Source organism: Gluconacetobacter johannae (assembly GCF_014174305.1).
GTDB lineage: Bacteria > Pseudomonadota > Alphaproteobacteria > Acetobacterales > Acetobacteraceae > Gluconacetobacter > Gluconacetobacter johannae.
Genome location: NZ_JABEQH010000009.1, coordinates 150,475 through 161,760, shown reverse-complemented (window position 1 = coordinate 161,760; position 11,286 = coordinate 150,475). Strand labels below are relative to the sequence as shown.

12 protein-coding genes and 1 pseudogene are annotated in these 11,286 nt (G+C 67.9%); 12 read left to right on the top strand and 1 reads right to left on the bottom strand.

Going from position 1 to position 11,286, the window contains the following annotated elements:
• The 12 genes and pseudogenes from HLH21_RS16995 to HLH21_RS08475 all read left to right on the top strand — a co-directional run.
• Positions 1-96 (top strand): annotated as a pseudogene (locus HLH21_RS16995) (phosphate ABC transporter ATP-binding protein); the annotation flags it as partial.
• Positions 97-113: 17 nt separating this feature from the next.
• Positions 114-818: a phosphate signaling complex protein PhoU gene (gene phoU, locus HLH21_RS08525; protein WP_182943253.1), complete on the top strand. Its 705-nt coding sequence runs from the start codon at positions 114-116 to the stop codon at positions 816-818.
• 118 nt (positions 819-936) lie between these two features.
• Positions 937-1,449 carry a Spy/CpxP family protein refolding chaperone gene (locus HLH21_RS08520; RefSeq protein WP_182943251.1) on the top strand — a complete coding sequence of 171 codons (513 nt, stop codon included), beginning with the start codon at positions 937-939 and terminating at the stop codon, positions 1,447-1,449.
• Positions 1,450-1,626: 177 nt separating this feature from the next.
• Positions 1,627-3,009, top strand: a complete 1,383-nt coding sequence (ffh, locus tag HLH21_RS08515) for a signal recognition particle protein (protein ID WP_182943249.1) — start codon at positions 1,627-1,629, stop codon at positions 3,007-3,009.
• Positions 3,010-3,076: 67 nt separating this feature from the next.
• Positions 3,077-3,421: a 30S ribosomal protein S16 gene (gene rpsP, locus HLH21_RS08510; RefSeq protein ID WP_182943247.1), complete on the top strand. Its 345-nt coding sequence runs from the start codon at positions 3,077-3,079 to the stop codon at positions 3,419-3,421.
• Between the two features lie 40 nt (positions 3,422-3,461).
• Positions 3,462-4,013, top strand: a complete 552-nt coding sequence (gene rimM, locus HLH21_RS08505; RefSeq protein ID WP_182943245.1) for a ribosome maturation factor RimM — start codon at positions 3,462-3,464, stop codon at positions 4,011-4,013.
• On the top strand, positions 4,010-4,756 hold the full coding sequence (gene trmD, locus HLH21_RS08500) for a tRNA (guanosine(37)-N1)-methyltransferase TrmD (protein WP_182943243.1): 747 nt from the start codon (positions 4,010-4,012) through the stop codon (positions 4,754-4,756). Before rimM ends, trmD begins: the two co-directional genes overlap by 4 nt.
• Positions 4,757-4,785: 29 nt before the next feature.
• Entirely contained in the window at positions 4,786-5,172 is a 387-nt protein-coding gene (gene rplS, locus HLH21_RS08495; RefSeq protein ID WP_182943241.1) for a 50S ribosomal protein L19, read from the top strand.
• Between the two features lie 147 nt (positions 5,173-5,319).
• On the top strand, positions 5,320-6,723 hold the full coding sequence (gene leuC / locus HLH21_RS08490) for a 3-isopropylmalate dehydratase large subunit (RefSeq protein WP_182943239.1): 1,404 nt from the start codon (positions 5,320-5,322) through the stop codon (positions 6,721-6,723).
• A 3-nt stretch (positions 6,724-6,726) separates the two neighbouring features.
• Positions 6,727-7,350: a 3-isopropylmalate dehydratase small subunit gene (gene leuD / locus HLH21_RS08485; RefSeq protein WP_182943237.1), complete on the top strand. Its 624-nt coding sequence runs from the start codon at positions 6,727-6,729 to the stop codon at positions 7,348-7,350.
• Between the two features lie 37 nt (positions 7,351-7,387).
• Positions 7,388-8,500 carry a 3-isopropylmalate dehydrogenase gene (gene leuB, locus HLH21_RS08480; protein WP_182943235.1) on the top strand — a complete coding sequence of 371 codons (1,113 nt, stop codon included), beginning with the start codon at positions 7,388-7,390 and terminating at the stop codon, positions 8,498-8,500.
• A gap of 176 nt (positions 8,501-8,676) precedes the next feature.
• Positions 8,677-10,788 (top strand): prolyl oligopeptidase family serine peptidase, encoded by a 2,112-nt coding sequence (locus HLH21_RS08475; protein ID WP_246379416.1) that lies wholly within the window; start codon positions 8,677-8,679, stop codon positions 10,786-10,788.
• Positions 10,789-10,873: 85 nt separating this feature from the next.
• On the opposite strand, the gene rpsU is transcribed toward HLH21_RS08475, so the two are convergent.
• Entirely contained in the window at positions 10,874-11,077 is a 204-nt protein-coding gene (gene rpsU / locus HLH21_RS08470; RefSeq protein WP_010506446.1) for a 30S ribosomal protein S21, read from the bottom strand.
• Positions 11,078-11,286: the final 209 nt, after the last annotated feature.

Here is an 11,286-nt window from a genome sequence, read left to right as displayed (position 1 = left end):
CTGGGCGAACTGGTCGAGGTCGACAGCGCGGACCGGATGTTCACCGCCCCGCGCGAACGCCGCACGCAGGATTACATCACCGGCCGCTTCGGCTGAACGAGGGAGTGGGAACCGTGGCAAACGAACACGCGCACACCGTCAGCAGCTACGAGCAGGAACTGACGCGGCTCCGCGCCCTGATGACGCGGATGGGCGGCATCGTGGAGCGCCAGACGGCGCTGGCGGTCCTGGCGATCGTGGACGGCGATGTGGCCGCCGCGCACGAGGCGCAGGTGCTGGACCCGCAGGTGGATGCGCTGGAGCGCGATGTCGAGGCGCTGGCCATCCGCCTGCTGGCGCTGCGCGCGCCGCTGGCCGGCGACCTGCGCGAGATCGTGGCCGCGCTGAAGATCACCGGCGACCTTGAACGCATCGGCGACTACGCGGCCAGCGTCGCCAAGCGTTCGCTGAAGGTCGAGGCGCCGAGCAGCGAGATCCCGCTGGGCGGCCTGCGCAGCATGGGCCGGCTGGTGCAGGAAAACCTGCATCGCACGATCGAGGCCCTGTCCAGCAAGGACGTCGCCCGCGCGGTGGAGGTCTGGCAGTCCGACACGGTGGTGGACGAACTGTATACCGCGATGTTCCGCGAACTGGTGACCTACATGATGGAGGACCCGCGCACGATCCGGTCCTGCACGCATCTGCTGTTCATCGCCAAGAACCTGGAGCGGATCGGCGACCACGCGACCAACATCGCCGAACGGGTCTATTACGCCGCCACCGGCGAGATGCTGCCGGCCGAACGGCCGCGCGGCGGAGGCGCTGCCCCCAAGGGATAGGGCCAATCGCTTACATTTCGTAGCATATTGGCCGGATTTCCTCACACGGGTCTGTGGTTACATTCCTCTTGTCACGCCGGGACGATGTCCCGGACAGGGAATGTGGAGAGATCCAGCGATGTTCAGAAAAACGATTCTTGCCGCGACGGTCCTGACGACCCTGGTGGGCGGCGCCGCCGCGGCCACGGCGCAGGACATGCCGCCGCCCCCGCCGCATGGGGGCGAGATGCATGGCGGCTTCCACGGGCACGGCATGCATGGCGGCATGATGTTCCTGGCGGGCCTGAAGCTGACGCCGGCGCAGCGCAAGCAGATCCATGCGGTCTTCGAAGGGGCGCATAAGGACCGCAAGGGCGACTGGCAGCAGGTGCGCGCCCTGCACCGGCAGATCGAGGATATCCTGATGGCGCCGGGGCCGGTCGACCGGGCGAAGCTGACGGCGCTGACCCAGCAGATCGACGCCCTGCGTCAGAAAGGCGAAGCCGAGCGCCTGGACGTCGCGGTGAAGATCCACGACATCCTGACCCCGGCCCAGCTGACGCAGGCCAAGGCCCGGCAGGACAAGATCCGCGCGTTGCGCGAGCAGATGCACCAGGTGATGAAGCCCGCCGAGGACGACGCGGGGAAATAACCGGTCGGTCCCGGCGACCCTCGGGCCGCCGGGACCGGATTCGCCGGCCGCCGACAGGGCGGAGAGGCAATATCATTGACACTCGGGGGGAGGGGGCGTAAAGCCTCCCCCGAAATCAGGAACGCCACTCCGCGAGTATTCGCGCAGTGGCTCGACTTCTTTTGGGGTGAATGTCCTTTGTTCGAGGCGCTTTCAGGCAAGCTCTCCGGTGTGTTCGACGGCCTCGCCAAGCGGGGGGCGCTGTCCGAGGCCGATGTGACCGAGGCGATGCGGGAAGTGCGTCTGGCGATGCTGGACGCCGACGTGGCGCTGCCGGTCGTCAAGGACTTCGTCACCCGCGTCCGCGAACGCGCCGTGGGGCACGAGGTGCTGGACAGCATCTCGCCCGGCCAGGCGGTCGCCAAGATCGTCAATGACGCGCTGATCGACGCGCTGGGCGGCGCGGGCGCCGTCCCGCTGAACCTGAACGCCGTGGCGCCGGTGCCGATCCTGATGGTCGGGTTGCAGGGCTCGGGCAAGACCACCACCTCGGGCAAGATCGCCCTGCGCCTGGCCACGCGCGAGCGCCGGAAGGTCCTGCTGGCCAGCCTGGACACCCAGCGCCCGGCCGCGCAGTTGCAGCTGGCGCAGCTGGCCGAGCGCGCGGGCGTGCCCTCGCTGCCGATCGTGCCGGGCCAGACCCCGGTCGAGATCGCGCGGCGCGCCATGGACACCGGGCGGCGCGAAGGCTTCGACGTCGTCATCCTCGACACCGCCGGCCGCCTGTCGATCGACGAGGCGCTGATGGACGAGGTGCGGGCCATCCGCGCCGAGACCCAGCCGGCCGAGACGCTGCTGGTCGTCGATGCGATGACCGGCCAGGACGCGGTGAACACCGCGAAGGCCTTCAACGAGGCCGTGGGCGTGACCGGCGTGGTCATGACCCGCATGGACGGCGACGCCCGTGGCGGCGCGGCGCTGTCGATGCGCGCCATCACCGGCGCGCCGATCAAGCTGACCGGCTCGGGCGAGAAGCTGGACGCGCTGGAGGAGTTCCACCCCGAGCGCGTGGCCGGCCGCATCCTGGGCCTGGGCGACATCGCGGGCCTGGTGGAGAAGGCCGCCGACACCCTGGATCATGAAGAGAGCGAGAAGATCGCCCTCAAGATGATGAAGGGGCAGTTCGACCTTGACGATTATGCCGCGCAGATCCGCCAGATCGCCAAGATGGGGTCGCTGTCGGGCATTCTCGACATGCTGCCCGGCATGGGCAAGGTCAAGCAGGCGCTGGGCGACAAGGACCTCGATACGTCGGTCCTCAAGCGTCACCAGGCCATCATTTCGTCGATGACCCGGGCGGAGCGCAAGACGCCCGCCATCATCAAGGCGTCGCGCAAGAAGCGCATCGCCGCCGGGTCGGGGACCAGTGTTCAGGACATCAACCGGCTGCTGAAGCAGTTCGACGACATGTCCACGATGATGAAGCGGATCAACAAGCTCGGCATGAAGGGTCTCATGCGCCAGGGGATGTCCGCTTTCATGCCGAAAGGAGCGAAACCGCCCGGTGGCCGTCCGTTCTGACGAACGTTCCGGCACTTCCGTTTCGCTTTTGTCCATACCCAGAGATCAACTTCGGAGAATTGTCTCAATGAGCCTCAAGATCCGCCTTGCCCGCGCCGGTGCGAAGAAGCGTCCGTACTACCACATCGTGATCGCCGACAGCCGTTCGCCGCGCGATGGCCGTTTCATCGAGAAGGTGGGCGCCTACAACCCGATGCTGCCGTCCGAGCACGCCGACCGCGTGCGCCTGGTGGCCGAGCGCATCACCCACTGGCTGTCGCAGGGCGCCCTGCCGACCGACCGCGTCGCCCGCTTCCTGGGCAATGCCGGCCTGACGCCGAAGCCCGCCTATAACGAGCAGCCCAAGAAGTCGGCGCCGAAGAAGCGCGCGCAGGAGCGTGCGGCTGCTGCCGCCGCCGCCGCCGCGGCCTGATTTCGCACGCAGCGGATAGGACGGCAGGCAGGCTGAACCGGTGGATCGCGATCGTATCCTGATGGGTGTGGTGGGACGTCCGCATGGCGTGCGGGGGCTGGTGCGCGTGCACAGCTACGCCGCCGTGGCGGAGGACCTGGCTGCCTACGGGGCGCTGACCGACGACCGGGGGCAGGTCTGGACCCTGCGCTGGCGCGGCGAGGGCATCGCCGAACTGCGCGACGCCTCCGGCCAGCCGCTGGCCGGGCGCGACGCCGCGCAGGCGCTGGTCAACCGGCAGCTCTATGTCGCGCGCGACCGCCTGCCGGAACCCGATCAGGACGAATTCTACTTCACCGACCTGATCGGCCTGTCGGTCGTGCAGCAGGGAAGTGATGCCCCCCTGGGGCGCGTGCTGGTCGTCCACGATTACGGCGCCGGGGTCAGCCTGGAGATCGGCGGCGAGGGGCGAACCCTGATCCTGCCGTTTACCCAAGCCTGCGTTCCCGTCGTCGATATCGCGGCGGGCCGGATCGTGGTGGTCCTGCCCGACGAGGTTGAGGTGCAGGGCGACCTGTCGCGCGACGCGACCGTCGAGGTGGTGTCGTCATGACGTGGCGGGCGACGGCGCTGACGCTGTTTCCGGATATGTTCCCCGGTCCGCTCGGCCAGTCGCTGGCCGGCCGGGCGCTGGAACAGGGGGTGTGGTCCGTCGAGGCCCGCAGCCTGCGGGACTATGGCATCGGCCGCCATCGCGTGGTGGACGACACGCCGTTCGGGGGCGGGGCCGGCATGGTCATGCGCCCGGATGTGGTGTCCGCCGCGATCCGCGATGTCGGGCGCGCGGGCCGGCCGCTGGTCTATCCCACGCCGCGCGGCCGCCCGCTGCGCCAGGACGATGTCCGCCGCTATGCCGCCGGGCCGGGCCTGGTGCTGCTGTGCGGGCGGTACGAGGGGATCGACGAACGGGTGCTGGAGGCCGAGCAGGTCGAACAGGTCTCGATCGGCGACTACATCCTGTCGGGCGGGGAGATGGCGGCGCTGGTGCTGCTGGATTCCTGCGTCCGGCTGATCCCCGGCGTCATGGGGTCCGAGGCCAGCGGCACGGAGGAGAGCTTTTCCGACGGGCTGCTGGAATATCCGCATTACACCAAGCCGGCGAGCTGGGAGGGGCGCGACGTGCCCGACATCCTGCTGTCCGGTCATCACGCCGCCATCGCCGGATGGCGGCAGACTGAATCCGAGACGGCGACACGGATGCGCCGGCCCGATCTGTGGGCCGCCCATCTTGCCCGTACCGGCCAAGACACCGGCGGCCCGGTCAGCCTTGCGGCTGATCCGGAGCGGCTGCACTGACAGACGTTTATCAAGCGAGGGACTCGATCATGAACATTATCCAGCAGTACGAGGCCGACGAGATTGCGCGCCTCACCGCCGCCCGCGCGGTGCCCGAATTCGGCCCCGGCGACACGGTCCGCGTGTCCGTCCGCGTAGTCGAGGGCGAGCGCCAGCGCGTCCAGGCCTATGAGGGCGTGGTGATTGCGCGGTCGAACAAGGGGCTGAACAGCAACTTCACGGTCCGCAAGATTTCGAACGGCGAGGGCGTGGAGCGCGTGTTCCCGCTCTATTCCCCCACGCTTGCCGAGATCAAGGTGGTGCGTCGCGGCGCCGTCCGTCGTGCGAAGCTGTATTACCTGCGTGGCCGTCGCGGCAAGTCGGCGCGTATCGCCGAGCGCGCGCGCGAAACGGTGACGACCGAAGCCCAGGCCTGACGCCTGGCGCCGCGCGCCCCGCGCCCCTTTCGGGCGCGGGTGCGCGGCCCCATTCTGATTATTCCGGGTCCGTTCGCCCCGCCATGCGCCCGACGGCGCGTGGCGGGGACCGGGGCCGTTATCCCGTTCCGGAGGAGGGAATTACCGATGGCCGCACGCACGCTGTTCGACAAGATATGGGACAGCCATGTCGTGGAGCGCCTTCCGGACGGGACTGCGATTCTCTATATCGACCGGCATCTGGTCCACGAGGTCACCAGCCCGCAGGCCTTCGAGGGGCTGCGGATGAGCGGTCGCCGGCTGCGCCGGCCCGACGCCACCATCGCGGTGGTGGATCATAACGTCCCGACGTCGGACCGCACCCTGCCGATCGAGGAACCCGAGAGCCGGAACCAGATCGAGACGCTGGAGCGCAACGTCCGCGAATTCGGCGTGCCGTATTTCCCGCTGCTGTCCGCGCGGCAGGGCATCGTGCATGTGGTGGGGCCCGAGCAGGGGATTTCCCTGCCCGGCATGACCATCGTCTGCGGCGACAGCCATACCTCGACCCATGGCGCGCTGGGGGCGCTGGCGTTCGGCATCGGCACCTCCGAGGTCGAGCACGTGATGGCCACCCAGACCCTGCTGCAAAAGCCCGCGCGGAACATGAAGGTGGCGGTCGAGGGGCCGCTGGGTCCGGGCGTGACCGCCAAGGACGTGATGCTGGCGATCATCGGCACGATCGGCACGGCGGGCGGCACCGGCCATGTGATCGAATTCACCGGATCGACGATCCGGGGGCTGGACATGGCCGGCCGGATGACGATCTGCAACATGTCGATCGAGGCGGGCGCGCGCGCGGGCCTGGTTGCGCCGGACGAGACGACGTTCGAGTACGTGCGCGGCCGTCCCTTCGCGCCGAAGGGCGAGGCCTTCGAACAGGCGGTGGCGTACTGGAAGACCCTGGCCGCCGATGAGGGCGCACAGTACGACAAGGTCGTCGAACTCCGCGCCGAGGACATCGCCCCGTCGCTGACCTGGGGCACCAGCCCCGAGGCCGTCATCCCCATCACCGGTACGGTTCCCGATCCGCAGGCGCAGGCGGACGAGGCCCGGCGCGCGCAGATGCAGCGCATGCTCGACTACATGGGGCTGGAAGCCGGGCAGAAGATCGCCGGCGTGCCCGTCGACGTGGTCTTCATCGGGTCGTGCACCAACAGCCGGATCGAGGATCTGCGCTCGGCCGCCTCCGTCATCGGCGGACGGCATGTGGCCGAGGGTGTGCGGGCGATGGTGGTGCCCGGCTCGGGCATCGTGAAGGCGCAGGCCGAGGAAGAAGGGCTGGACCGCATCTTCCGCGATGCCGGGTTCGAATGGCGCGAGGCCGGATGTTCCATGTGCCTGGGCATGAACCCGGACAGGCTGACGCCGGGGCAGCGGTGCGCCTCGACCTCCAACCGCAATTTCGAGGGGCGCCAGGGGCCGGGGGGACGCACCCACCTGCTGTCGCCCGCGATGGCGGCGGCGGCGGCGGTGACGGGACATCTGACGGACGTGCGGGAGCTGATCTGAACCATGGACAAATTCACCGTTCTGACCGCGATCGCGGCGCCGCTGCCCGAAGCCAACATCGACACGGACAAGATCATCCCGGCCCGTTTCCTCAAGACGACCAAGCGGTCGGGTCTGGGGGTGCATGCGTTCGACGGCATGCGCTACTATCCCGACGGATCGGAGAAGCCGGATTTCGTGCTGAACCGGGAGCCCTACCGCAAGGCCGGGATCCTGATTACCTACGATAACCTGGGCTGCGGGTCGTCGCGCGAGCATGCGCCGTGGGCGCTGCTGGATTTCGGCATCCGCTGCGTGATTGCGCCGTCGTTCGCCGATATCTTCTTCAACAACTGCTTCAAGAACGGGATCGTGCCGATCCGGCTGCCGCGCGAAATCTGCGACATGCTGATGGACGACGCGCGCCTGGGCGGGAACGGACGGCTGACGGTCGATCTGGAACGCCAGGTGGTAATCCGCCCCGACGGCGCCGAGATCGGGTTCGACATCGACCCGCTACGCAAGCACCTGCTGCTGGAAGGGCTGGACGATATCGGCCAGACCCTGCAGCACGAGGGCGCGATCGGCACGTTCGAAACCGCCCGGCAGCAGGCCCAGCCCTGGCAGACGCGGATCGTCATCGACTGAGCGTCCGCGCGCGCCTTATCAGGATGGAAAGAACAAGATGACCGTCACGAAGAAACTCCTGGTCCTGCCCGGCGACGGGATCGGCCCCGAAGTGATGAACGAGGTCGCGCGCGTCGTGGCGTGGATGAGCCGCGCGCGCGGGATTTCCTTCGATATTTCCGAGGATCTGGTCGGCGGGGCATCGCTTGCGGTGCACGGGGTGCCGATCCGTGACGAGGTGATCCAGGCGGCGAAGGCGGCCGACGCCGTTCTGTTCGGTTCGGTCGGCGATCCGAAATGGGCGTCGGTCGGCTTCGACCGCCGTCCCGAGGTCGCGATCCTGAAGCTGCGCCAGGAACTGGGGCTGTTCGCCAACCTGCGTCCCGCCAAGGTGTTCGACGCGCTTGTCGATGCCAGCACCCTGAAGCCCGACGTGGTGGCCGGCCTGGACATCATGATCGTGCGCGAAACCGTGGGCGGCATCTATTTCGGCGAGCCGCGCGGGATCGAGACCCTGCCAGACGGCACGAAGCGCGGCATCAATACCGAAGTCTACACCACGGCCGAGATCGAGCGCGTCGCCCGCGTCGCCTTCGATCTGGCGCGTCAGCGCGGCAATCGCGTGTGCTCGGTCGAAAAATGCAACGTCATGGAAAGTGGCCTGCTGTGGAAGGAGGTCGTGACCGACCTGCACGCGCGGGACTATCCGGACGTGGAGCTGAGCCACATGCTGGCGGATAATTGCGCCATGCAGCTGGTGCGTAACCCGCGCCAATTCGATGTGATCGTGACCGGCAACCTGTTCGGCGACCTGCTGTCCGACCTGGCTTCGATGCTGACGGGCAGCCTGGGGATGCTGCCGTCGGCGACCCTGGGCACGGTCGATGCCACCGGCAAGCGGCCGGCGTTGTACGAACCGATCCATGGCAGCGCGCCGGACATCGCGGGCAAGGGGCTGGCGAATCCGCTGGCGCAGATCCTCTCGTTCTCCATGCTGCTGCGGTATTCGTTCGGCATGGATGCCGAGGCTGAACTGATCGAGACCGCGGTGTCCAACGTGCTGGCCAGCGGTCTTCGCACCGCCGATATCATGAGCCCCGGCATGGCCCAGGTCGGCACCGCCGTGATGGGCGAGGCCGTGGTGCGCGAACTGGACAAGCTGAACGGCTGAACAGGTCGGCCCGCCTCAGGGCGCTGCCCTGAAACCTGCCAAAGGGCACTTCCCTTTGGAAACCCAGTCGTTTTCATCCATGATTGGGGTCCAGGGCCTCAGGCCCTGGTGGGTTCGGGCAACGCCCGTCATTTTTTTGCTTTTCCGGCTTCGGATCATCTGGAACAGTTTTCGGCATGAAAACGATCCGGACGATCCTTGCCTGTATTGCGATGCTGGCGTCGCCGCCGGCCCACGCCGCCGATGGGGTGCCGGCCTTTCTGTCGGACGTCACCGGCCCCGATGCCCTTGCCTGGGTCCGGCAGCAGAACCAGCATGCGTTCGCGACGCTGCAGGGCGATTCGCGCTATCGCGGGTTCTACGACGCCGTCCTGGGGGTGGAACAGGACCGGCACCGCATTCCCAAGCCGACCTTCCTGGCGGGGCGCATCTACAATCTGTGGCAGGATGACGGGCATCCGCGCGGGATCTGGCGCGAATCGGACGTGTCGTCGTTCATCGCGGCGGATCCGCGCTGGAGGACCCGCCTGGATGTCGACGCGCTGGCCCGGCAGGAACATCGCGACTGGGTGTTCCAGGGGGCGGAGTGCCTGACGCCCGATGACCGGCCGTGCCTCGTGCGCTTGTCCGAGGGCGGCGAGGATGCGGCGAGCCTGCGGGAATTCGACCTTGCGACGGGGCGCTTCGTGCCGGGCGGCTTTGTGCTGCCCCGTTCCAAGCAGGGCGCGGTCTGGCTGGACCGGGATACGCTGCTGGTCGCGCGCGACTGGGGCGGGGCCGCGAATGGCGACATGACCGAGTCGGGCTATCCGTTCATCGTGCGCCGCCTGCATCGCGGCCAGGGGCTGGACCACGCCGAGGAGGTCATGCGCGGCCGCCGTACCGACGTCGCGGTGGACCCGATGGTGCTGACGGACGGCGAGGGGCATCGACTGGTGCTGATTCGCCGCGCCGTCACGTTTTTCGAGGAGCAATACAGCCGTCTGACCCCTCAGGGCGTGCGGAGGATCGACCTGCCGACGCGCCTGGAGGTGCATGGTCTGCTGCACAGCCGCCTGATCCTGTCGGTCAACCAGGACTGGACCCCGGCCGGGGGGAAGCCGGTCCCGGCGGGTAGCCTGGTGTCCGTCGATCCGTCCGGCGCCGCGCCGCCGCAGGTCATCTTTACCCCGACCGCGCGGCAATCGGTCGATGAGGTCGCGGTGACGGGCGACGGGGTGGTGGTGACGCTGCTGGACACCGTGCGGGGCCAGGCGTGGGTGTTCCGTCCTTCCGTGGGCGGGGCGCAAGGCTGGACCGGGACCCGGCTGCCCCTGCCGGACATGATGTCGGTGCATGTGGTCGATGCCGACCAGCGGTCGGGGCGGGCCTTCCTGTCGGTGTCCGGTTTCGTGACGCCGCCGCAACTCTGGCTGGCCGACACGACGGCGGTCAGCGTGCGGAAGATCATGGAGTTGCCGCCGCAATTCGATGCTGCCGGCCTGGTGGTGGACCAGTCCTGGGCGATATCGACGGATGGAACCCGCATTCCCTATTTCGTCGTCCATCGGAAGGACATGCGCCTTGATGGGGCGAATCCGGCGATGCTGACGGCCTATGGCGGGTTCCAGCTATCCTCGGTGCCCGACTATAATCCGGAATTCGGCCGGCTGTGGATGGCGCGCGGCGGTGTCTACGTCGTCGCCAATATCCGTGGCGGGGGCGAATTCGGCCCGGCGTGGCACGAGGCCGGGCGAGGCGTCCATCGCCAGCGCGTCTTCGACGATTTTGCCGCCGTCGCCCGCGACCTGGAAAGGCGGGGCGTGACCTCGCCCGCCCGCCTGGGGATTCGCGGGCGGTCCAACGGCGGCCTGCTGATGGGCGTGGAATTTACCCAGCATCCGGAATTGTGGAACGCCGTCATCATCGGCGTGCCGCTGCTGGACATGGAACATTACGAGACGATGGCCGCCGGCGCGTCATGGGTCGGCGAATATGGCAGCATGGCCGTGCCGGACCAGCGCGCGTTCCTGCAACGCATCTCGCCGCTGCGGGCGCTGCGTGCGGGCACGGACTATCCCGAGCCGTTCATCTTCACCTCGACGCGGGACGACCGGGTGGGGCCGGTCCATGCCCGCCGCTTCGCGGCTCGCCTGCAGGCGCTGGGGGTGCCGTTCCTGTATTACGAGGATACCGAGGGCGGCCATTCCGGAACCGTCAACGCGCCTGAAATCGCGCATGAGCGCGCGCTGGAGGCCGTCTATCTGTCGCATCGCCTGATGGATGCGGCCCCGCCCGCCATCCGGTAGGGGCCAGCCGGGGCAGGGCACAATAAAAAAGGCCGGCATCCTGGGGATGCCGGCCTTTTTTTGGGAACTGACCCGAAGGTGCAGATTAGAACCCTTCGCGCTCCAGACGCTTGCGCTCCATCTTGCGCGCGCGGCGAACGGCTTCGGCAGCCTCGCGCGCCTTGCGCTCGGAGGGCTTTTCGTAATGGCGACGCAGCTTCATTTCGCGGAAGATGCCTTCACGCTGCATCTTCTTCTTGAGCGCCTTGAGAGCCTGGTCGACATTGTTGTCGCGAACGAGAACCTGCACTTGGTCGTCAACTCCTGCTTGTGGCTGTCCTGGCCGGCCACGAAAATGCGTTATGCGGGATGACCGCAGAGCCCAGCCCTGCATGCGATTCCCGAGTGGGGCGGACCTATAACATGGGCTTCGGCGAAAACACAAATCATTCCGCCCGTTTCCCGGGGGACTCGGGCAGACTATTTTGGCACTGCACGCCTGCGTCCGGCGCGGGGTCG